The organism is Thalassococcus sp. (assembly GCF_982780845.1).
Genome location: NZ_CEYADA010000002.1, coordinates 53,565 through 74,415, shown reverse-complemented (window position 1 = coordinate 74,415; position 20,851 = coordinate 53,565). Strand labels below are relative to the sequence as shown.

Here is a 20,851-nt window from a genome sequence, read left to right as displayed (position 1 = left end):
GAGATCAAACAAAACGAGGTGCGCTTTGATTTGCCGTCGGGCTAGCAGGTAAGCCCCTTGGACACAAGTTTGACCCAAAATGATTCACCTAACGCAACATGGGTTTTGAATAGCACCGGTCATATTCTTTCGGCATGATTTCAAATGTCCAAAATTATCCCGAAAATAGGAACAATTCCGCTTTTTCAGCTTAGTTTCACAAATTTTTGCTGGCTTGAGTTGTACCGTTCGCCTATGAATATACCAAACCACAAAGCTTTTTTTGGAGTGCTTGAAATGAAACTTGGCAACTACCTGGCAGCAGCCTTGATCGCATCTTCTGCAACATCTGCATTCGCCGGTGGCGAAAGCACAGCAATGGAAGTCGCAATCGCGTCCGACGCATGCAACGGCGGTGTTATCACATCTGCAGAATTCCTGCCGAACGGTGAAGTAGGCGTCACATGTGCGGAAGAAGTTGCAGCAAAAGGCAGCCTGAACGGCGGTGGTGCCGGTGTAGTAATCGGCGGCCTTGTTCTGGGTGCTCTGCTTCTGGGTGGCGGCGACTCCAGCTCCAGCAGCGGCACAAACTAATCACTTCTTCAGAAGTGTGGGTTAAAAAGCGCGCCCTTCGGCGCGCTTTTATTTTGCGCGATCAACTTTGCACAAACGTCACTGTCCCATCGACCGAGATCAGACCAGCCGTTAATCTGCCTGTCGCAAATGCACCCGTATCAAGGGAAATACGCCCCTTTTCGCAGGATGGTTGATCAAAGATCGTGTGCCCATGCGCAATCCACACCCCATCGGTGCGTTCATTGACGAAGAACTCTCGATGGCCCCAGATCAGATGGCGCTGCTTTTGCTCATCAATTGATTTGGCAGGATCTGCGCCCGCATGGACAACAACGATATTTCCAGACGCATGAATAACAGGAAGCTCTTCGATCCAGCTCGCAAGACCTTCGCCCAGCGCGTCGTACATTTTGTTCTGCGCTTCAAAAAGCTTCATACCGCCAGACATTTCAGTCAGGCCGTTCACACCGATTTCCGCAAGCGTCTGCAGCCCACCATTCCGGACCCAGCGGCGCCCCTTTTCATCAGGGTCTGACAGGAAATCCAGCATCATCGCTTCGTGGTTTCCTTTAAGGCAGATGATGTCGTCACGTTCGGACAAAAAGCGAAGAACCTCGACGCTGCTTGGGCCGCGATCAATGTAATCACCAACACAAACAACTTGGTAACCATCAGGAATTTGCGCCAGAAGGTTCCGCAGAAGATCTAGTCTGCCATGAATATCGCCGATAACAGCAAGCGGCGTTTCGGGCTTAGGTGGCGTCAAAGACCAGTCCATTGATACCGGCTTGGGTCCCTTACCGAACAAACGGGACAACAAAGACTTTTTCTTCATATTCTTATGGCTCCGGCCGCCTTTGGGTAACCTGTGTTTTATCGTGAAAACACCCGTAAACAGGGGCTTTCCACATCCCTTTCTACATACTGTTGTTGCCGTTTGACCACAATTTGGAATCCTGCTTTTGTATGGTATCCGCTAGGGTCAAATCTGGTTCGGTAATGGCCTAAACCAAATCCTAAATAAGCCATGGGGGGCTTTCGATTGAACCGCGTTTCGTGCATTGCAGGCGTTCTAATGGGCGCGGCGTCAGCCGGTTATGCGACCGAGCTGAAAACTGGGTATAACTCGTACGGGTTTCCCGGCCTGATCGAAATGCCTGCGGCCCATAGCCTGCCCGACGCCGAGCTTTCGTTCTCGACAAGCCATTTCGCTGGACAAACCAGAAGCACACTAACCTTTCAGGTCACTCCCCGTTTGTCAGCGAGTTTCAGGTATTCGCGCCAAATGGATTTACCCGGAGGCGATGGTGCCACATACACCAACTATGACCGTAGTTTCTCGATCCACTACCGATTGATGGACGAAGGCAAATACCGTCCAGCGCTGGCGTTTGGGTTGAACGATTTTCTAGGCACCGGCATTTACCGATCCGAGTACCTGGTAGTATCAAAAACACTAACGAACCAACTGCGTGCCACAGCGGGAATCGGCTGGGGACGGCTGGGCACCGCGAACAATTTCAAAAACCCGCTGAGCCTTCTGGACGAGCGCTTTGAGGACCGCGGTTCGCGTGATGGTAACCTGGGCGGTGAAGTCGAATTCGACCAGATTTTCCAAGGTGACGCAGGCCTGTTCGGTGGCATTGAATATCAGCTAAACGACAAGCTTAGCTTTGCTGTCGAACTGTCTTCCGATGGGTACCCTCTGGAAAGTACAACTGCCTTTGATCTGAAGTCTCAGGTGAACTACGGAGTCACCTACACGCCGCGTCCCGGCGTGCATCTAAGCGCGCATTATCTGTACGGGTCACAATTCGGTGCACAGATCACCTTTGCGGTCGATCCGAAGACGCCGAAGGCACCCAGCGGCCTCGAGGGCACACCGCCAGCGATTTCGCCCGCATCAGCCGTAGCTTTGGGTTGGGGAACCGAAGTTGCCCGATCAAATGTGCGTCTACTAACAAAGCGCCGCCTTAGTGCGACCGGCATCACGCTGCACGCGCTTGATATTCGCGGCGCAACAGCCACGGTTGAAATCGAGAACGACACATATCGCGCCCTTCCTCAGGCAATCGGGCGAACGGCGCGGGTGCTGACCGGAACGATCCCGAGTTCAGTGGACACGTTCGTGATTGTGCCCGTCGTAAACGGCGCTCCTACCACGCGGGTCACCAGCCGCAGGGCAGATATGGAAAGCCTTGCGCACGATCTGGATAACGTTTGGCTAAGCTATGCCCGCGCTGACATCGCGCCAGAGTCCACATCGATTGAGCCGCTGGAAGAGTTCTATCCCAAGCTCGACTTGGGCTTTGGGCCCTACATCACGACCAGCCTTTTCGATCCGGATGCACCTATCCGCGCCGATCTTGGCGTCGAAGCACGTGCAACCTATCGGCCTGCGCCGGGATTTTTGCTAAAAGGGCGCGTCCGGAAGACGCTTCTGGGAAACAAGAATGAATCAACGCGTGAATCGGATTCGGTCATCCAGCGTGTTCGCTCAGACACCAACCTGTACGAAAAGGAAGGCGATCCCTCCATTCCGGAACTGACCGCCGCGTATTTCTTCAGGCCATCTGACAACGTCTATGGACGTGTGACCGTCGGATATCTTGAGCCCCAATATGCCGGTGTTTCGGGCGAGCTTTTGTGGAAACCCGTCGACAGCAATCTTGCGCTTGGGTTTGAGCTGAACCACGTGAAACAACGCGAGTTCGATCAGCTTTTCGGATTCCGCGAATACGAAGTCACAACCGGTCACGCATCGCTGTACTACGACTTTGACAACGGGTTTGCGACGCAGATTGATGCGGGCCGTTATCTTGCCGGTGACTGGGGTGCCACACTGGCAGTCGACCGCACATTCGAAAACGGGTGGAGCATCGGTGCCTTCGCCACCCTGACCGATATTCCCTTTGAAGACTTCGGCGAAGGCTCTTTTGATAAGGGTATCCGTCTTAGCGTACCGATGTCGTGGATCACCGGCAAACCGACCAAGCAGACATATTCGACCGTCCTACGCTCGCTTACACGGGATGGTGGCGCGCGTTTGAATGTATCGGATCGTTTGTATGAAACGGTGGCAGAAACCCACCGTCCTGATCTTCAGGAAAAGTGGGGGCGGTTCTGGCGATGAAATCTACCTTCGCAATTGTCATCGCCGCCCTGTCATTGTCTGCTTGCAGTGGCTTGCCCGCGCTACCGACGCGGGCGAAAGCCAGCAGCAAGGTCGTTGTGCTGAACACACAGAAGGCGGCCACACCCACGATCCGGGTCTTTCTTGAATCGCGCGGCGCGTCTGCGGTGTTGACCGCCGATAGCACCCTTGGTGCCGTCACAAACTGGACCGATGCCTCGGGTGTGTCTGTTGCGCTGAATCAGGGCCTTGTCGTCGAAACGCGGGGGTTGGGCGACGACATGATGTCATCCGACGTCTCGAATAGCCTGATGGCGCTCAAAGGCGCTTTTGGCGATGCATACTATGAACGTTTTCAAACCACTCTTGGTGGTGAGTTAGAGACTGAATTCCGGGCATTCCAATGTCAGGTTTCGGACCGATCTGCCACCACGATTAAAATCAGCTCAAACACCGTGCCGGTGACAAGAATTGTTGAAACTTGTTCCTCGATCGGGTTTTCCGTTTCCAATACCTACTGGCAAGGGGCCAACGGCACGCTCTGGCGGTCTCGCCAATGGATCAGCGAAGGTGTCGGGCACATGACAATCGAACGACAGCTGCAATAGGCCGCACGCTTTTAGAAGGAATGACCATGATACGCCTTTGGAAAACACTCGTACTTGGCACGTGTCTTGTGACCGCGGGCTGCGGTGTGACTTACACTTCCCCCACCGTAAAGAGCCAATCTGCAGGCGCAGAGGTTCGCGTTGTCGATCTGGATGCGCAAACCGTACTGGTCGCCAACCGCGAACCGTACACGCCTAGGGCGCTGCCAGTGGCGTTTTTCCAACAAGCAGGCGGTGGTCAACTGCGTGGCGCTGGCGCCTTGCCCGAAGCGCCATATGTGCCCAACGAAACACGCAAACCGCTTGAGCTGCGCATACCGCCGACGCCGCCGGTCGAAGCCTACCGTATCGGCGTAAGCGATGTTCTGTTGCTGGCAACGAAGTCCGGCGGCACAACAATCGAAGAACTCAGCGGCCTTTTGACGGCCCAAAACAAGCGGCAGGGTTATACCGTCCGTGACGACGGCTCGATCTCGATCCCTGATCTTGGTCAGGTGATGGTCGCTGGCCTGACACTGGAAGAAGCTGAAGCACGTGTTTTCCAAGCGCTGGTGGAAAACGGCATTGATCCGGCCTTCTCGCTTGAGGTCGCCGAGTTCAATTCGAAACGTGTTGTTGTTGGCGGTGCCGTCGGCAGCGCCAAAATCCTGCCCTTAACGCTGAACCCGATTGACCTGAGCGAAGCGCTGACTGCGTCCGGCGGTGTTCAGGTCAAGAACGAGGATTTTGCCTCGGTCCGTATTTACCGTGACGGCACGCTCTACCAGATTCCGCTGGAAACGTTCTTTGCCCGCCCCGATCTTCAAAAACTGAAGCTGCAAGATGGCGATGCTGTTTACGTCGACACGAACTACGATCTGGATCAGGCGCTTGCCTTCTATAACAGCCAGGTCGAAGTCATTCAGATGCGCCGACAAGCACGCAGCAACGCCTTGGCAGAACTACAGGCAGAGATAAGCATCCGCAGCAACGCCCTGAATGAACAGCGGTCAAACTTCCGAAGCCGTCTGGATCTGGGCGCGGAAAAACGTGACTACGTTTATCTGGCAGGCGAGGTTTCAAACCAAAGCCGCGTGGCCCTGCCCTTCGGCCAGCAGGCAACTTTGGCCGATGTGCTTTATGAAAAAGGCGGATTTAACGTAACAACGGGCGACCCGTCCGACATCTACGTTCTGCGTCCTTCCAGCAACCCTGCTGAATTCGGCGCGGTGACCGCATGGCATTTGGATGCAGGAAACGCGATCAACCTGACCCTGGCAACACGGTTCGAAATGCGCCCGAACGACATCATCTTTATTGAAGAACAACCGATCACATCGTGGAACCGAGCAATGCAGCAGTTCTTCCCGGTGCTGATCAACACGGCCCAGCGCGCAGCTTTGCAGCAATAAAAATGCGTTTATGCCTGCCCGATATTTTCTCGGGCAGGCATAAACCCGACTCACGAAATATCATCTACGCGTGAGCCAGCGTTCTTTAGTTTGCAATTAAATTCACTGACCAGAACAATCGGCCTCAAACAGGAGATCGAAAATGTTCCGGATAATTAGCGCCTTTCTATTTTCACTCGCGACAGCACCTGCCGTTCAGGCCGACCAGATCATCGTAGCGGGCGGCTGTTTTTGGTGCGTAGAGGCCGATTTTGAAAAGGTGACCGGAGTGTCGTCTGTCGTGTCAGGTTACACCGGAGGAGCAAAGGCAAACCCGAGCTACAAGGACGTTTCCGCTGATGGCTCTGGCCATTTTGAGGCCGTGAAAATCACCTATGATCCGGATATCGTGTCACGTCGAACGCTGTACGATATGTTCCTGCGTTCCATTGATCCGCTGGATGCCGGTGGCCAGTTTTGTGATCGCGGAGATAGTTATCGCACCGCGATATTTGTCAAAAACGATGCAGAAAAGGCCGATGCGATCGCAGCGTTGAAGGACGGTATGAAAGTCCTAGGACAGCAGATTGTGACGCCCGTTCTATCCGCCAAACCATTTTACAAGGCCGAGAAGTATCATCAGGACTACTACAAGAGTTCCGAAAAAACGCTGACACGGTTCGGATACATCACCCGTTCTGATGCCTACAAAAAATACCGTAGCGCCTGCGGACGTGATCAACGGGTTAAACAGGTCTGGGGATCAGACGCAGCCTTTACAGGCGGTTAAATCGCGCGTCTTCAATGTCTTTCAGGTCAGGGATCACATCAGCAGTGCCTTGACGTGTAACCATGATAGCGGCGGCCTTTGTTGCCAGATCAAGCGATTGCCGCATGGAAAATCCACGGTCCAAACCGGCGACCAGATACCCCGTGAACGTGTCCCCAGCACCCGTCGTGTCCACAGGATCGACCTGAATGGCGGGCACGTCGATCTGTTCGCCCTTGTCGGTTTCGTACCAACGACACCCCTTTGACCCAAGCGTCACGACGATATCTTTGACTGGCAGGTTTTCGGGACTTAGGCCTGTCGCCTCTTCTAATTGTGCTGCCTCGACCTCGTTCAGAACGAGCATGTCGATCAGGGGCATAACATCTTGAACGGCGTCAGCATCAAAGGGCGCTGCGGCATAAATAATGCGCATCCCGCGCAGCGACGCGGCCTCGGCGGCTTCGCGCTGTGCGTTAGTTTCGTTCTGGAACAGAAAGCTATCTTCGGCGGTGGCCTGGGCCAACGCGCCTGAAATCTCTTCCGGGTCCAGACAGGTGTTTGCACCGTGAAAGAGAAGAATGCTGTTCTCACCGTGATCGTCGACGGCAATCACCGCATGGCCGGATTCCCCTGAAACAGTGACGATTTCACGGGTATCAACGCCATATTCAGTCAGGCGATCAACCATCCAGTCACCACCATGCCCAACAGCGCCGATGTGGACCACCCGAGCCGCTGCGCGCGCCGACGCGACGGACATATTCGCACCCTTGCCACCCAGAAAACGGGTGAACGACGTCGATGCCAGCGTTTCGCCGGGTTCGGGAAGATGCGGCACACGGTACACCAGATCGGCGTTGATGGATCCGAGGTTGAAGACAGTCATGGATTTGGTCCCGTAAAATCTACGGGACCAAAGTGCATCACAATGTCAGGCAGTGCCAGCGATTAACCGACTTTGCAGGCGGCCAGAATGGCCATGTTCAGGATGTCGTTCGCTGTTGCCCCTGTCGAACACAGCTGGATCGACTGCCCAACACCAGCAAGGATCGGACCGATCACAGTCGCGCCGGCCATTTCTTGCACCAGCTTAACGCTGATCGATGCGCTGTGACGCGCAGGTACAACAAGGATGTTCGCCGGGCCAGTCAGACGCTGGAAGGGATAGGCCTCTTGCGCGCGGGAATTCAGCGCCACGTCGACGGTCATTTCGCCTTCGTATTCGAAATCAACGCCGCGACGGTCCAGCACGCTTGGGGCAAGGTGCATCTTTTCGGCGCGTTCGGACACCGGATACCCGAAGGTCGAGAACGATACGAACGCGACACGGGGTTCGAGGCCTAGGTGGCGTGCAACACCTGCAGCGCGCTCTGCGATGTTTGCCAGATCCTCCTCGTTCGGCCATTCATGGACCAGAGTATCCGAAATCAGAACGATGCGGCCTTTGTGCATCACGGCTGTTACACCTGCGGCACCGGTGTCGGCATCCGCGTCAAACACACGGTTGATACGTGACATAACGTGCGCAGATTTACGTGTAGCGCCCGTGACCAACGCATCGCCGTGGCCGTGGGCCAACATCAGGGACGAGAAGATGTGACGATCGCGTGCTGCCATCCGGTGCACGTCGGATTTGTCGATGCCCTTACGCTGAAGGCGCGAATAAAGAAGCTCTTTGTAGGAATCGAGGTGCTCTGTATTCGCCGCGTTGACGACCTCGATCTCATTCACGGCATCGCCCAGACCAGCCGCCTCAAGCTTTGCTTTCACGTCATCGACACGGCCAACAACCAAGGATTTACCGTAGCCGGACCGCTGGTAGGACACGGCCGCCCGCAGAACGCGCGGGTCGTCGCCTTCGGCAAAGATCATGCGGGCTTGGGCCGCGCGTGCGCGCGCGCTCAGACCCTGCAGGATCGAGGCCGTCGGATCGAGGCGCGTCTTTAGGTTCAGCTCGTAAGCATCCATATCGATGATCGGACGACGCGCGGCACCGGTATCCATACCGGCCTTCGCAACAGCGGGCGGAATGCGATAGATCAGACGCGGGTCAAACGGTGTCGGGATGATATAGTCGCGACCGAACTTCAGGGTCTTGCCGTAAGCAACCGCAACCTCATCCGGAACGTCTTCGCGTGCCAGCTGGGCCAGTGCATGGGCACAGGCGATCTTCATTTCGTCATTGATGGCGCGTGCGTGAATGTCCAGCGCACCACGGAACAGATAGGGGAAGCCCAGAACGTTGTTCACCTGGTTCGGGTAGTCGGAACGGCCGGTGGCCACGATCGCGTCAGGGCGAACTTCGTGCGCTTCTTCCGGCGTGATTTCCGGATCGGGGTTTGCCATCGCGAAGATAACGGGATTCGGCGCCATCGCCTCGACCATGGCCTGAGTCACGGCACCTTTGACCGAAACGCCAAGGAACACGTCCGCGCCTTTCATGGCCTCTTCCAAAGTGCGCAGTTCAGTGGTGATGGCATGGGCCGATTTCCACTGGTTCATGCCTTCGGTGCGACCCTGATAAATCACGCCCTTCGTGTCACAAACGATGCAGTTGTCGTGACGCGCGCCCATGCTTTTCAGCAATTCGATACAGGCGATCCCCGCAGCGCCCGCGCCGTTCAGAACGATCTTAACATCTTCGATCTTTTTGCCCGAGATATGCAGCGCGTTCAGCAGGCCTGCCGCACAGATAACCGCAGTGCCGTGCTGGTCATCGTGGAAGACAGGAATATCCATCTCTTCCTTCAGGCGCTGTTCGATGATGAAGCATTCCGGCGCCTTGATGTCTTCAAGGTTGATTCCACCAAACGTCGGGCCCATCAGCTTGACCGCTTTGCAGAATTCGTCCGGATCTTCAGTATCCAGTTCGATGTCGATCGAGTTCACATCGGCAAAGCGTTTGAACAGAACCGACTTACCTTCCATCACAGGCTTGCCGCCCAGCGCACCCAAATTACCAAGGCCAAGAACCGCTGTACCGTTGGAAATGACCGCAACAAGGTTGCCCTTGTTCGTATAATCATAAGCCAATTCAGGATTTTGCGCGATTTCTTCACACGGAACAGCCACACCCGGCGAATAGGCCAGCGACAAATCCCGCTGGGTTGTCATGGGTACGGTCGCTTGCACCTCCCACTTGCCGGGGGTCGGCTCGAGGTGGAAATTAAGCGCTTCTTCGCGGGTCAGTTTTGATTTCGACATGGCACTCTGGTTTTTTGCTGGAAATTCGGGTTTTACCCGAAGTTTGGCCGCCTTAATGTCATGCCAAATCCTCTGGGGGAAGGCTCGTGAGCGCTAACACTACTGCTGTCACGCCAATGATGGCGCAATATCTTGAAATAAAACAACAATATCCTGATGCTTTGTTGTTTTATCGCATGGGTGACTTTTACGAGCTGTTCTTCGACGATGCAGCAGCCGCTGCAGAGGCGCTTGATATCGCTCTGACAAAGCGTGGAAAGCACAACGGCGACGACATCCCGATGTGCGGCGTTCCAGTACATGCCGCCGAAGGTTATTTGCTGACGCTGATCCGGAAGGGGTTTCGCGTTGCCGTTTGTGAACAAATGGAAAGCCCCGCAGAGGCGAAAAAGCGTGGATCCAAGTCTGTTGTGAAACGCGACGTGGTGCGCCTGGTAACGCCCGGCACACTGACCGAAGAAAGCCTACTAGAGGCGCGGCGCCACAACTATCTTGTGGCCATCAGCAATGTGCGCGGCGCTTGGGCAATTGCGTACACGGATATTTCCACAGGGGCGTTTCATGCGCTGTCACTGCCGCAGGCCCGTGTCGGATCCGAACTCGCTCGGCTGGCACCATCTGAAGTTTTGATTTCGGAAAGTTTGGATGAAGGCTTCGCCACGGTTCTGGATGATATCGGAGTGGTTCCGACATTCCTTGGTCGGGCGTCATTCGACTCTACTTCGGCTGAAAAACGGCTTTGTGACGTATTCGGCGTCGCCTCATCCGACGCTTTTGGCAATTTTGATCGGGCCGAGCTGTCAGCGCTTGGTGCGGTCGTCGATTACCTTGAGATTACGCAAAAGGGGAACCTACCCTTACTGCAGCCGCCACGTCAGGAAAACGTGTCGCGCCTTTTGCAGATCGACAATGCCACGCGCAAAAACCTTGAACTGACGCAATCCATGCAAGGGGGTCGCGCGGGTTCTTTGCTGTCTGTCATTGACCGCACGGTCACTGCTGCGGGCGCGCGCTTGCTCGAACGCCGCCTGTCTTCACCGTCGCGCGATCTGGATACGATTCACCAAAGGCAAGACGGCGTGACCTGGGCGGTTGAGGCCGCTGACCTTTCGGAAAAGTTGATCTCGGCTTTAAAGAAAGTGCCCGACATCGACCGCGCCCTGTCGCGATTGGGTCTTGACCGTGGTGGACCCCGTGACCTTGCCGCCGTGCGCAATTCGCTTGGCCAAGCCGAGGAAATCGCTGCGTTGGTAGAGGGCAGCGACCTGCCCGAGTTGCTGCAGAACGCCCGCACGGCCTTGGTTGGACATGATGATCTGTGCAGCCTGCTTGATAACGCACTTGTCGCAGAGCCACCGTTGCTGGCCCGTGACGGCGGATTCATTGCCGAAGGCTACGATCCCGAATTGGACGAAGTGCGCACGCTACGTGACGAAGGACGCGGCGTGATTGCGCGTCTTCAGTCGGATTATGCAGAAAAAGCCGGCGTATCGTCGCTCAAGATCAAGCATAACAACGTGCTGGGCTATTTCATCGAAACCACCGCGCTACACGCGGAAAAGATGATGTCCGCCCCGCTGTCGGAAACCTTCATTCATCGGCAAACCACAGCCAATCAGGTCCGCTTTACAACCGTTGAATTGTCAGAGCTTGAGACCAAAATTCTGAACGCTGGCGGACGCGCGATCGAGATTGAAAAGGTCCACTTTCAGGCGTTACAGAGCCGAATTACAGAAAACGCACCCGTCCTGACACAGCTTTCCCTGGCACTGGCCGAGTTCGATGTCGCAACGGCCATGGCCAAACTCGCGAAATCGGAAGACTGGGTGAAACCGACGGTCGATGACAGCCGCGCGTTTCACGTGGAACAGGGGCGCCATCCTGTTGTGGAACATGCCCTGCGAAATGCCGGTGGCGCTCCATTCATTGCTAATGACTGCGAACTGTCGCCCAATGCCGACGGCCCAGCGCTGCAATTGCTGACGGGTCCGAACATGGCAGGTAAGTCGACCTACCTCCGACAAAACGCACTGATCGCCATTCTGGCACAAATGGGGGCTTATGTCCCGGCCAAGGCGGCCCATATCGGCCTTGTCGGACAAATCTTTAGCCGCGTTGGTGCGTCAGACGATTTGGCGAAAGGGCGTTCGACCTTCATGGTGGAAATGGTCGAAACTGCCGCCATTCTGAACCAGTCGGATGATCGAGCGTTGGTCATTCTGGATGAAATCGGCCGAGGCACAGCGACCTATGACGGCCTGTCCATTGCGTGGGCAACGCTAGAGCATCTGGCCGAGGTCAATCGTGTGCGCGGGTTGTTCGCAACGCACTATCACGAAATGACCGCCCTTGCCGACAAACTGCCCGGCGTGTCCAACGCCACGGTCACTGTGAAAGAATGGGAAGGTGAGGTCATCTTCCTGCACGAAGTGCGTGCCGGTGCAGCCGACCGGTCCTATGGTGTGCAGGTAGCGCAACTGGCTGGTCTGCCGAAAGCGGTGATTTCCCGCGCGAAGTCTGTGCTAGAGTCGCTTGAGCAAGGCGAACGCGAAAAGACGTCCCCTGCCCGTTTGATCGACGACCTGCCTTTGTTCTCAGTTGTGACCGAGACTGTAAAACAGGAGGCTGTTGCCGCCAAACCGTCTGCAGCTGAAGAGCGGTTAAGGGAAATTGTGCCTGACGATCTGACGCCGCGCGAGGCGCTACAAATTTTGTACGAACTTCGCGAACTGGCGAACCAATAAAAAAGGCGGCCAGTGGCCGCCTTTTTTATATTAGCTTGCTGGCATCGAACTGACACCGACTTGCGCGGGGCGCAGTAGGCGGTCGTACAGCATAAACCCTTCGGCAGAAACCTGAATGATCTCGCCCGCTTTGGTGCCTGGAACGGGGGCTTCGAACATCGCCTCGTGGTGCGTCGGATCGAATTTGTCGCCAACTTCCGGCGCGATTTTTTCGATGCCGTGCTTTTTGAAGACGTTCAGAAGTTCGCGCAGCGTAAGCTCGATCCCCTCAACCAAAGCATCAGACGCAGGCGTCTGTTCTTCTTTGGCAGCCATCAACGCGCGGCTTAGGTTGTCATAAACAGACAGGATATCGCGGCTCATGCGGGTCGAGCCGTATTGCTCGGCTTCGCGGCGATCCTTGTCTGCGCGCTTCCGTGCGTTTTCGGCATCGGCCAGAGCACGCATGAAACGGTCTTTGTATTCGTCGCGCTCTGCTTCCAGCTCTTCGATGCGAGCTTCCGGAGAGTCCGCGTATTCCGCGTCTGCCTCTTCCTGCGCTGTCGCTTCAGCTTCGAGATCGTCGATATCATCGAGGAATTCGTCGTTCGTCGAGTTTGCCATGTTCATCCTCTATCTCCGGTCGGAGAGGAGCCTTCCGACCAACTGTGCGGTGTAATCCACGATCGGAACAATCCGACCGTAGTTCAGGCGTGTCGGACCAATGACCCCGACCGCGCCAATAATCTTTCGGTCAGCGTTCATATAAGGAGACACGACCAGAGAGGAACCCGATAAAGAAAAAAGTTTGTTCTCAGAGCCGATAAAAATGCGCACACCGTCGCCATCTTCGGTCAATTGCAGGAATTCGGCGATGTCCCGCTTACGTTCAAGGTCATCAAACAGCACACGGATACGATCAATCTCTTGTTCTTGGCCGTCCTGCCCCAAAAGATTCGACCTGCCCCGAACGATCAAACGTTCAGCCTGATCATCATCATCAGCCCAAACTGCAAGCCCGCTTTGAACCAGATCATGGGCAAGCCCGTCGATCTGGCGCCGCTTCGCTTCAATCTGGCCCTTCAGATCACGCTGGATTTCCGTCAGGGTTTTGCCCTCGGCCAGCGCGTTCAGAAAATTCGCAGCCTCGCGCATAGAGCTTGGCGTCTGTCCCGGAGGCGGAACAAAGATGCGGTTTTCGACGTGTCCATCAGAGAAGACCAGAACCACCAAGGCCCGGTCGTGGGCAAGGCTGACGAACTCAATATGCTTGATCGCCGCTTCGTGTTTCGGGGTCAAAACCAGTGACGCGCCCTGCGTAACGCCAGACAAGGCAGACCCGACGCGATCCATGATGTCGCCGACATCGTTGGCTTCTTTTCCCAGAGTTGCGTCGATTTTTTCGCGGTCGTTGTCGTCCAGATGCTGAACCTCAAGCAGGCCATCGACAAACATCCGCAGCCCCGCCTGTGTCGGGATACGCCCCGCACTGGTATGGGGGCTGTCCAGAAGGCCCAGAAACTCCAAATCCTGCATCACATTGCGAATGGTCGCGGCAGAGATTTTCTCGGACAGGGTACGTGTGAGCGTCCGTGAACCTATCGGTTCTCCGGTTTGTAGATACCCCTCAACGACCTGGCGAAAGACTTCGCGCGAGCGATCGTTCATCTGGTTCAGAATGGAAGTTCCGTCATTCATTGCTCAAACGCTCTTTCCTAAGCATTAAAGTCGGTTCCATCGAAAGGTCAATCGGGGTTGCGTGACCTGTGCCTGCAGCTATATCCCCGAACCAACCCCTAAGGAGAATTTCATGCGACCGTCCGGAAGACAACTAAACGAGATGCGCAGCGTTTCAATTGAAACAGATGTGACCAAGCACGCCGAAGGATCTTGCATGATCCGCATGGGCGACACCCACGTTCTGTGCACCGCGACGATCGAAGACCGCGTTCCGCCGTTTATCAAGGGTTCTGGTTTGGGCTGGGTCACAGCGGAATACGGCATGCTGCCCCGTTCGACATCCAGCCGCATGCGCCGTGAGGCCGCGACCGGTAAACAAGGCGGTCGTACCGTTGAAATTCAGCGCCTGATCGGTCGTTCGTTGCGCGCTGGCGTGGACCGCGTTGCCATGGGTGAACGTCAGATCACAATCGACTGTGATGTCATTCAGGCCGATGGCGGGACACGCTGTGCATCTATCACTGGCGGTTGGGTCGCGCTGCGTTTGGCTGTGAAAAAACTGATGAAGGCTGGCGATATCGTCACTGATCCCCTGATCTCGCCAGTTGCCGCGGTAAGCTGCGGTATCTACGCCGGCCAGCCGGTGCTTGATCTGGACTACCCAGAAGACAGCGAAGCAGGCGTTGATGGTAACTTCATCCTGCGTGCTGACGGCCAAATGATCGAAGTGCAGATGTCCGCAGAAGGTGCCACATTCTCGCGTGCTCAGATGAACGAACTGCTTGATCTGGCCGACAAGGGCATTGCTGAACTGGTCGAAGCGCAACTGAAAGCCGTGGGTGCGTAATGCCCAAGTTTAGCGAAAAGCGTCTTCTTGTTGCGACCCACAATGCTGGCAAGCTTGAAGAGATGAAGGCGCTTTTCGCGCCCTTCGGTGTTGAGGTTGTCGGCGCAAAGAAAATGAACCTTCCCGAGCCCGAAGAAACCGGCACCACATTTGTCGAAAACGCCCGCATCAAGGCGCACGCTGCCGCCAAGGCAACAGGCCTCCCTGCCCTGTCTGATGACAGCGGGATCGAGGTTGATGCATTGGACAAAGCGCCGGGAGTTTATACAGCTGACTGGTCAGAAACGCCCAATGGCCGCGACTTTGAAATGGCGATGACCAAAACCCATGATCTCTTGGTCGCTAAAGGCGCACCTGAACCATGGACCGCTCGCTTTTGCTGTACTTTGGTTCTGGCTTGGCCCGATGGCCACGACGAGGTTTTCCCCGGTGTGATGGAGGGTAAGGTTGTCTGGCCGATGCGTGGTGATCAGGGTCACGGCTATGACCCGATCTTTGTTCCCGAAGGCTATGACATCACGTTTGGTGAAATGGATCGTTGGGAAAAGAACGAGATCAGCCACCGTGCCGATGCGTTTCGCAAACTGACAGGGGCCCTGTTTGATTGAAGATTGGCGCAACGGGGGCTTTGGCCTGTACGTGCATTGGCCGTTCTGCGAAGCCAAGTGCCCCTACTGCGATTTCAATTCCCATGTTTCACGTGAAATAGACGAAGATCGCTGGCGCGCTGCGTATCTGTCCGAAATCGACCGGATTGCTGATTTGACGCCGGACCGCGTCCTGAACTCGGTTTTCTTCGGTGGCGGCACGCCCAGCTTGATGTCGCCAGAGCTGGTGAATGCGTTGATCGAACGTATTCGCGAAAAATGGACTTTTGCCAACAACATCGAAATCACGCTTGAGGCCAACCCAAGGTCTGTTGAGGCCGGGCGTTTTCGCGGGTTTTCAGGCGCGGGTGTAAACCGCGTTTCGATGGGTATTCAGGCACTAAATAACCTCGATTTAGCCAAACTAGGGCGTTTGCATTCCGTCGAGGAAGCCCGCAAAGCCTTTGATACCGCGCGTTCGGTTTTCAAAAGAATTAGCTTCGATCTGATCTATGCCAGACAAGGCCAAAGCCTGAACGATTGGCGCAAAGAACTGACCGAAGCATTGGCGATGTCGGTAGATCATTTGTCGCTGTACCAGTTGACCATTGAGCAAGGCACCGCGTTCTGGGAACGACAGCGCCGTGGTCAACTGTCCGGCCTACCAGACGAAGACCTGTCCGCAGACATGTACGAACTGACGCAAGAGATTTGCGATCAGCACGGGCTGCCGGCCTATGAGGTTTCAAACCACGCAGAGCCCGGCGCGGAATCACAGCACAACCTGATCTATTGGCGATACGGCGATTACGGCGGGATCGGCCCCGGTGCGCACGGCAGACTGTCTTTGAATGGACGGAAACACGCGACGGTAGCTTGGCGCAATCCAGGTGCTTGGCTGGAGAATGCTGAGCAAGGTAACGGGGACCGCATCAACGATATCGTTTCCAACATCGATCAGGCTGGAGAATACCTTATGATGGGGCTTCGACTTCAGGAAGGCATAGATGTTGTGCGAGTTCGCGATCTGGATCCCGCCGCACTGTCACCCGAACAAACGAACAAAATGGCCGATCTCGGGTTAATTTGGCAAAGCGGAAATCGTCTGGGAGCAACTCCACAGGGGCGGATGGTCCTGAATTCGCTGATTACCGAATTACTGCCGGACCATCCTGAATGATTAGCGCGACGTGCTCAGCAACATGCAAAGTTCGTCCAACTGCTCAAGCGTATCATAGGAAATGCTGACCGATCCCGCCTCTTGGCCGGGCTTGTGATCGATCCGAACCTTCATGCGCAGCGCAGCCGAAAGATCGCCTTCAAGCGCTTTTGTGTCTGCGTCTTTATCATCGCGCGGCTTCGCTTTGATCTTGGCGCTGTCCGGCGCGGCAACTGTTTTGGCCAGACGTTCGGTTTCACGCACAGAAAGCTGCTTTTCCACAACCAGCTTGGCAAGCTCGGATGGGTTTTCAGCTGTGATCAATGCGCGCGCATGGCCTGCGCTAAGTTTTCCCTCAACAAGAAGCGCCTGAACATCTTCGGGCAAGTTCAAAAGACGAAGCAGGTTTGCGATATAGCTCCGACTCTTACCCAAGGCTTCTGCCAGCTTTTCTTGGGTATGGCCGAATTTCATCATCAGTTGACGATAGCCAGCCGCTTCTTCGATGGCATTCAGGTCAGCGCGCTGAATGTTTTCGATGATCGCGATTTCAAGCACCTCAGTGTCGGTAAATTCGCGAACTAAAACCGGCATTTCGTGCAACTGCGCCAGCTGCGAGGCACGCCACCGGCGTTCACCAGCTACGATTTCAAAACTGCCAGCTTCACCCGGTTTTTCCCGAACAATGATCGGCTGGATAACGCCTTTTTCCTTGATAGACGCCGCCAGCTCTTCCAACTGGTCCTGCGTAAAGGTGCGACGCGGCTGGTCCGGATTGGGGAAAATACGTTCAATCGGCACCATGCGGTCCGCGCGTGTTGGCGTGGCGTCAGTCTGATCAGCCGGTGCCGACGGGACCACATCCGACATTAACGCAGAAAGACCGCGCCCCAGCCCCCGACGTGTATCTTTTTTCGTTGTCATGATGCTCTCCTCATGCGGCCAGTTTGCTGTTTTTCTTGATTAGTTCACGGGCAAGGGCGCGGTATGCCTGCGCACCCTTGGACATGCCATCGTAGGATGTAACGGGCATCGCAAAGGACGGCGCCTCGCTGACCCTGACGTTTCGGGGAATAACAGTATGGAAAACAAGATCCCCAAGATTGTCACGCGCATCCTCTTCTACCTGCAACGACAGGTTATTCCGTGCATCGTACATGGTCAGAACAATACCTTCGATCCTGAGCGCGGAATTCGCCGTTTCCCTAACCTCTCTGACTGTCAGCATAAGCTGAGACAAGCCTTCAAGCGCGAAGAATTCGCTTTGTAGGGGCACGAGGACGGAATGTGCGGCGACCATCGCGTTCACCGTCAGCAAATTGAGCGAAGGCGGACAGTCGATCAGGATGTAATCAAAGCCGAAATCATCCATTGCTGGCTGGCGCAGCGCATCATGCAGCAAAAAGCTACGTTTTTCGGTCGAATAAAGCTCGATATCAGCCGAGCTCAGGTCAACGGTGGCCGGTACTACAAAGACACCTTCGGTTTCCGTTTTTCGGATTACATCCTTCAACGGAACATCCTCAAGCAGCAATTCGTAAGAGGTGTATTCGCGCTCTGTGGGTTCAACACCAATGCCAGTGGACGCGTTGCCTTGCGGATCAAGATCAACAAGTAGAATCGACAGCCCCTCTTCCGCTAATGCCGCGGCCAGATTGATAGAAGTCGTCGTTTTGCCGACCCCGCCCTTTTGGTTGGCGATTGCGATAATCTTCGGACCAACGGGACGCGTCGGATCAGACATGTTTGACCTCACTTATTTCCAGCACAACGGCGTCTGGATGTGTCGTACTGGGGTGCATTTTTGCTTGGAAATCCCAGTGTTCTTTTGCTGCTTCAACTTCTTTTTGCCACGTCGCCCCTTTCGGGAAAAGGGCTATTCCCTGTTCGGCCAAATGTTGTTTTGCAAAGCCCAACAAACCATCAAGCGACGTCAATGCGCGGGCAGTTAGGATGTCTGCCCCCTGCCCTGGAACGTTTTCGATCCTGTCGGTAATAACTGTTCCTTCGACACCAATTTCCCGAAGGGCTGTACGTAGAAAAGCCGATTTTCTGGCGTCACTCTCAACGAGAGTCACATCGTGATAGCGATCCGCCTCCATAGCACAAATTGCAGCAACGATACCGGGAAATCCCCCACCACTGCCCAAATCCACCCATTTTCCGGATTTCGGGGCCAACTCGATAACTTGGAGAGAATCGACAATGTGCCGCTCCCAGGTATCAGCCAGCGTGCCCTTGGAAACGAGGTTGATCTTTGGTGACCACTTCAGAACCAGCGCTTCATACGCGCGCAGCCGGTCCAGTGTTTCACGTGAAACATTCATCTTGGGAACCTGTTACGCAGATTTTTGACGGCTGGCTTGACGAAGCTTGGACAGCAGCAGCGACAGTGCGGCCGGCGTCATTCCTTCGACCCGTGCAGCCTGAGCAAGGTTATCCGGCCGTGCCCGCGTCAACTTATCCTTCAGCTCGTTCGATAAACCACTCAGCACCCCGAAATCGAAATCTGACGGAATAGCCTGCTTCTCGTCTTTACGAAGCGCCTCCACGTCTTTTTTCTGACGCTCGATGTAGCTTGCGTACGTCGCGTCTTTTTCAAGCTGGCGACGAATGTCATCAGGTACACGTTCAAGCGAAGAATCCGCTGCAAGCAGCGATTCAAAGGACGTATCCGGAAACGCCAGAATTTCCATACCATTCCGGCGGGCGCCATCCTGATTGACAGTTAAGCCAATCTCATTCAGCTCCTTTGGAGTAAGGCTGAGTGCTTCCAGTGACGCTTTAGCAGAATGCAAAGCTTCCATCTTTGATTGGAACGCAGACTTTCTGACATCACCCACAAGTCCAAAATCCAGACCAATCTGCGTAAGGCGTTGGTCCGCATTATCGGCCCGCAGTGACAGGCGGAACTCTGCGCGGGACGTAAACATGCGATAAGGTTCGCTAACCCCCCGTGTGGTTAGATCGTCGATCATCACGCCAATATAGCTGTCGGACCGGCTTAGAATGAATGGGTCTTTAGCCGCGGAACGAAGCGCCGCGTTAGTGCCGGCGATCAAACCCTGTGCAGCTGCTTCTTCATAACCGGTTGTGCCGTTGATTTGGCCAGCCAAGAACAGACCATTCACACCTTTGACGGCCAATTGCAGATCAAGCGCACGGGGATCTACATAGTCATATTCAATCGCGTAACCAGGTTGAAGGATTTTAGTTTTCTCCAACCCCTCGATCGAGTGGACATAATCCTCTTGCACATCGGCCGGTAAGGATGTCGAAATCCCGTTTGGATAAACGGTGTGATCATCGACGCCCTCAGGTTCAAGGAAAATTTGGTGCGATGTCTTATCAGCGAAGCGGACGACCTTGTCCTCAATTGATGGGCAGTATCGCGGCCCGACGCCTTCGATATGGCCACCGTACATCGCTGAGCGTTCTAGGTTTGAGCGGATGATCTCATGCGTTTTTTCGTTCGTGTGTGTGATGCCACAAGAGATTTGCTTTGCTGTCGGTGACTTGGATAAGAACGAAAACATCACCGGTTCATCGTCGCCGGGCTGCGTATCCAGACGATCCCAATCAATTGTTCGACCATCAAGTCGCGGAGGCGTGCCAGTTTTCAAGCGCCCTAACGGTAAACCAAATTCATCAATACGCTCGGCCAGTCGTACAGAAGCTTGGTCACCCATACGACCCCCGGCATAGGACGTATCCCCAATGTGGATTACGCCACGTAGGAAAGTTCCGGAGGTCAAGACAACGGATTTAGAGCTAATCGTTGTTCCGTCGGCCAGAGCAACGCCCGACACAGTATCGCCATTCAGAAGAAGGTCGATGACTTCACCTTCAACGATCGTCAGGTTCTCTTGGCTTTTAGTCAGCGCCAACATCTCACGGCGATAGATCTTTCTATCTGCTTGTGCACGTGGCCCCTGTACGGCAGGCCCTTTCCGGCGGTTCAAAAGCCGAAATTGAATACCTGCTAGGTCAGCGACCCGCCCCATTACACCATCCAAGGCATCGATTTCGCGGACAAGGTGACCCTTACCCAAACCACCGATTGCTGGGTTACAAGACATCACGCCGATATCCGCCTCGCGCATGGTTATCAGAGCGGTCTTTGCGCCTGTACGTGCTGATGAGTGGGCCGCTTCTGTCCCGGCGTGGCCACCGCCAACAACGATCACATCAAAGTCCAAATGTTTCACGTGAA

The 20,851-nt window shown here is 55.0% G+C and carries 18 protein-coding genes; 9 read left to right on the top strand and 9 right to left on the bottom strand.

What is annotated here, in order from left to right:
- Window positions 1-144 precede the first annotated feature (144 nt).
- Entirely contained in the window at window positions 145-573 is a 429-nt protein-coding gene (locus tag AC4FIA_RS02595; RefSeq protein WP_490364599.1) for a hypothetical protein, read from the top strand.
- A 61-nt stretch (window positions 574-634) separates the two neighbouring features.
- On the opposite strand, the gene AC4FIA_RS02590 is transcribed toward AC4FIA_RS02595, so the two are convergent.
- Window positions 635-1,390, bottom strand: a complete 756-nt coding sequence (locus AC4FIA_RS02590) for a metallophosphoesterase family protein (RefSeq protein WP_490364598.1) — start codon at window positions 1,388-1,390, stop codon at window positions 635-637.
- 240 nt (window positions 1,391-1,630) lie between these two features.
- On the opposite strand from AC4FIA_RS02590, the gene AC4FIA_RS02585 reads away from it, so the two are divergent.
- The 4 genes from AC4FIA_RS02585 (at window position 1,631) to msrA (ending at window position 6,456) form a co-directional block, all read left to right on the top strand.
- On the top strand, window positions 1,631-3,688 hold the full coding sequence (locus AC4FIA_RS02585) for a YjbH domain-containing protein (protein WP_490364597.1): 2,058 nt from the start codon (window positions 1,631-1,633) through the stop codon (window positions 3,686-3,688).
- Window positions 3,685-4,296: a YjbF family lipoprotein gene (locus AC4FIA_RS02580; RefSeq protein ID WP_490364596.1), complete on the top strand. Its 612-nt coding sequence runs from the start codon at window positions 3,685-3,687 to the stop codon at window positions 4,294-4,296. The genes AC4FIA_RS02585 and AC4FIA_RS02580 overlap by 4 nt, the downstream gene beginning before the upstream one ends.
- A gap of 26 nt (window positions 4,297-4,322) precedes the next feature.
- Entirely contained in the window at window positions 4,323-5,687 is a 1,365-nt protein-coding gene (locus tag AC4FIA_RS02575) for a polysaccharide biosynthesis/export family protein (RefSeq protein WP_490364595.1), read from the top strand.
- A gap of 142 nt (window positions 5,688-5,829) precedes the next feature.
- Window positions 5,830-6,456: a peptide-methionine (S)-S-oxide reductase MsrA gene (msrA, locus tag AC4FIA_RS02570; RefSeq protein ID WP_490364594.1), complete on the top strand. Its 627-nt coding sequence runs from the start codon at window positions 5,830-5,832 to the stop codon at window positions 6,454-6,456.
- Here msrA and AC4FIA_RS02565 read toward each other — a convergent pair.
- Together AC4FIA_RS02565 and AC4FIA_RS02560 are read right to left on the bottom strand one after the other, a co-directional pair.
- Entirely contained in the window at window positions 6,443-7,324 is an 882-nt protein-coding gene (locus AC4FIA_RS02565; RefSeq protein WP_490364593.1) for a ribokinase, read from the bottom strand. The genes msrA and AC4FIA_RS02565 overlap by 14 nt on opposite strands.
- Window positions 7,325-7,386: 62 nt before the next feature.
- A complete protein-coding gene (locus tag AC4FIA_RS02560; RefSeq protein WP_103910764.1) occupies window positions 7,387-9,642 on the bottom strand; it encodes an NADP-dependent malic enzyme in 2,256 nt (751 codons plus the stop codon).
- A gap of 116 nt (window positions 9,643-9,758) precedes the next feature.
- Here AC4FIA_RS02560 and mutS point away from each other — a divergent pair, with 116 nt between their 5' ends.
- Entirely contained in the window at window positions 9,759-12,386 is a 2,628-nt protein-coding gene (gene mutS, locus AC4FIA_RS02555; protein WP_490364810.1) for a DNA mismatch repair protein MutS, read from the top strand.
- A gap of 30 nt (window positions 12,387-12,416) precedes the next feature.
- Here mutS and AC4FIA_RS02550 read toward each other — a convergent pair whose 3' ends face one another.
- Window positions 12,417-12,989 (bottom strand): nucleotide exchange factor GrpE, encoded by a 573-nt coding sequence (locus AC4FIA_RS02550; RefSeq protein WP_103910862.1) that lies wholly within the window; start codon window positions 12,987-12,989, stop codon window positions 12,417-12,419.
- A gap of 9 nt (window positions 12,990-12,998) precedes the next feature.
- On the bottom strand, window positions 12,999-14,063 hold the full coding sequence (gene hrcA / locus AC4FIA_RS02545; RefSeq protein WP_103910766.1) for a heat-inducible transcriptional repressor HrcA: 1,065 nt from the start codon (window positions 14,061-14,063) through the stop codon (window positions 12,999-13,001).
- 112 nt (window positions 14,064-14,175) lie between these two features.
- On the opposite strand from hrcA, the gene rph reads away from it, so the two are divergent.
- From rph to hemW, 3 genes are read left to right on the top strand one after another with little or no spacing between them, the layout of a single operon-like run.
- Window positions 14,176-14,892, top strand: coding sequence for a ribonuclease PH (gene rph / locus AC4FIA_RS02540; RefSeq protein WP_490364592.1), 717 nt, complete (start codon window positions 14,176-14,178; stop codon window positions 14,890-14,892).
- Window positions 14,892-15,500: an RdgB/HAM1 family non-canonical purine NTP pyrophosphatase gene (gene rdgB, locus AC4FIA_RS02535; protein WP_490364591.1), complete on the top strand. Its 609-nt coding sequence runs from the start codon at window positions 14,892-14,894 to the stop codon at window positions 15,498-15,500. Before rph ends, rdgB begins: the two co-directional genes overlap by 1 nt.
- Window positions 15,496-16,659 carry a radical SAM family heme chaperone HemW gene (gene hemW / locus AC4FIA_RS02530; RefSeq protein WP_490364809.1) on the top strand — a complete coding sequence of 388 codons (1,164 nt, stop codon included), beginning with the start codon at window positions 15,496-15,498 and terminating at the stop codon, window positions 16,657-16,659. The genes rdgB and hemW overlap by 5 nt, the downstream gene beginning before the upstream one ends.
- Here hemW and AC4FIA_RS02525 read toward each other — a convergent pair whose 3' ends face one another.
- Genes AC4FIA_RS02525 through mnmG form a run of 4 tightly spaced genes read right to left on the bottom strand, consistent with a single transcriptional unit; the run spans window position 16,660 to window position 20,846 of the window.
- Window positions 16,660-17,562, bottom strand: a complete 903-nt coding sequence (locus AC4FIA_RS02525) for a ParB/RepB/Spo0J family partition protein (protein WP_490364590.1) — start codon at window positions 17,560-17,562, stop codon at window positions 16,660-16,662.
- A 10-nt stretch (window positions 17,563-17,572) separates the two neighbouring features.
- Window positions 17,573-18,382, bottom strand: coding sequence for a ParA family protein (locus AC4FIA_RS02520; protein WP_490364589.1), 810 nt, complete (start codon window positions 18,380-18,382; stop codon window positions 17,573-17,575).
- Window positions 18,375-18,965: a 16S rRNA (guanine(527)-N(7))-methyltransferase RsmG gene (gene rsmG, locus AC4FIA_RS02515; protein ID WP_490364588.1), complete on the bottom strand. Its 591-nt coding sequence runs from the start codon at window positions 18,963-18,965 to the stop codon at window positions 18,375-18,377. The genes AC4FIA_RS02520 and rsmG overlap by 8 nt, the downstream gene beginning before the upstream one ends.
- Before the next feature lie 12 nt (window positions 18,966-18,977).
- Complete coding sequence (gene mnmG / locus AC4FIA_RS02510) at window positions 18,978-20,846, bottom strand: tRNA uridine-5-carboxymethylaminomethyl(34) synthesis enzyme MnmG (RefSeq protein WP_490364587.1); 1,869 nt, start codon at window positions 20,844-20,846, stop codon at window positions 18,978-18,980.
- Between the last annotated feature and the right edge of the window lie 5 nt (window positions 20,847-20,851).

Bases quoted from the DNA above. Each gene is read 5' to 3' on its own strand.
- AC4FIA_RS02595 (WP_490364599.1), top strand. From the start codon at position 145: ATGTCCAAAATTATCCCGAAAATAGGAACAATTCCGCTTTTTCAGCTT.
- AC4FIA_RS02590 (WP_490364598.1), bottom strand. From the start codon at position 1,390: ATGAAGAAAAAGTCTTTGTTGTCCCGTTTGTTCGGTAAGGGACCCAAG.
- AC4FIA_RS02585 (WP_490364597.1), top strand. From the start codon at position 1,631: ATGGGCGCGGCGTCAGCCGGTTATGCGACCGAGCTGAAAACTGGGTAT.
- AC4FIA_RS02580 (WP_490364596.1), top strand. From the start codon at position 3,685: ATGAAATCTACCTTCGCAATTGTCATCGCCGCCCTGTCATTGTCTGCT.
- AC4FIA_RS02575 (WP_490364595.1), top strand. From the start codon at position 4,323: ATGATACGCCTTTGGAAAACACTCGTACTTGGCACGTGTCTTGTGACC.
- msrA (WP_490364594.1), top strand. From the start codon at position 5,830: ATGTTCCGGATAATTAGCGCCTTTCTATTTTCACTCGCGACAGCACCT.
- AC4FIA_RS02565 (WP_490364593.1), bottom strand. From the start codon at position 7,324: ATGACTGTCTTCAACCTCGGATCCATCAACGCCGATCTGGTGTACCGT.
- AC4FIA_RS02560 (WP_103910764.1), bottom strand. From the start codon at position 9,642: ATGTCGAAATCAAAACTGACCCGCGAAGAAGCGCTTAATTTCCACCTC.
- mutS (WP_490364810.1), top strand. From the start codon at position 9,759: ATGATGGCGCAATATCTTGAAATAAAACAACAATATCCTGATGCTTTG.
- AC4FIA_RS02550 (WP_103910862.1), bottom strand. From the start codon at position 12,989: ATGGCAAACTCGACGAACGACGAATTCCTCGATGATATCGACGATCTC.
- hrcA (WP_103910766.1), bottom strand. From the start codon at position 14,063: ATGAATGACGGAACTTCCATTCTGAACCAGATGAACGATCGCTCGCGC.
- rph (WP_490364592.1), top strand. From the start codon at position 14,176: ATGCGACCGTCCGGAAGACAACTAAACGAGATGCGCAGCGTTTCAATT.
- rdgB (WP_490364591.1), top strand. From the start codon at position 14,892: ATGCCCAAGTTTAGCGAAAAGCGTCTTCTTGTTGCGACCCACAATGCT.
- AC4FIA_RS02525 (WP_490364590.1), bottom strand. From the start codon at position 17,562: ATGACAACGAAAAAAGATACACGTCGGGGGCTGGGGCGCGGTCTTTCT.
- AC4FIA_RS02520 (WP_490364589.1), bottom strand. From the start codon at position 18,382: ATGTCTGATCCGACGCGTCCCGTTGGTCCGAAGATTATCGCAATCGCC.
- rsmG (WP_490364588.1), bottom strand. From the start codon at position 18,965: ATGAATGTTTCACGTGAAACACTGGACCGGCTGCGCGCGTATGAAGCG.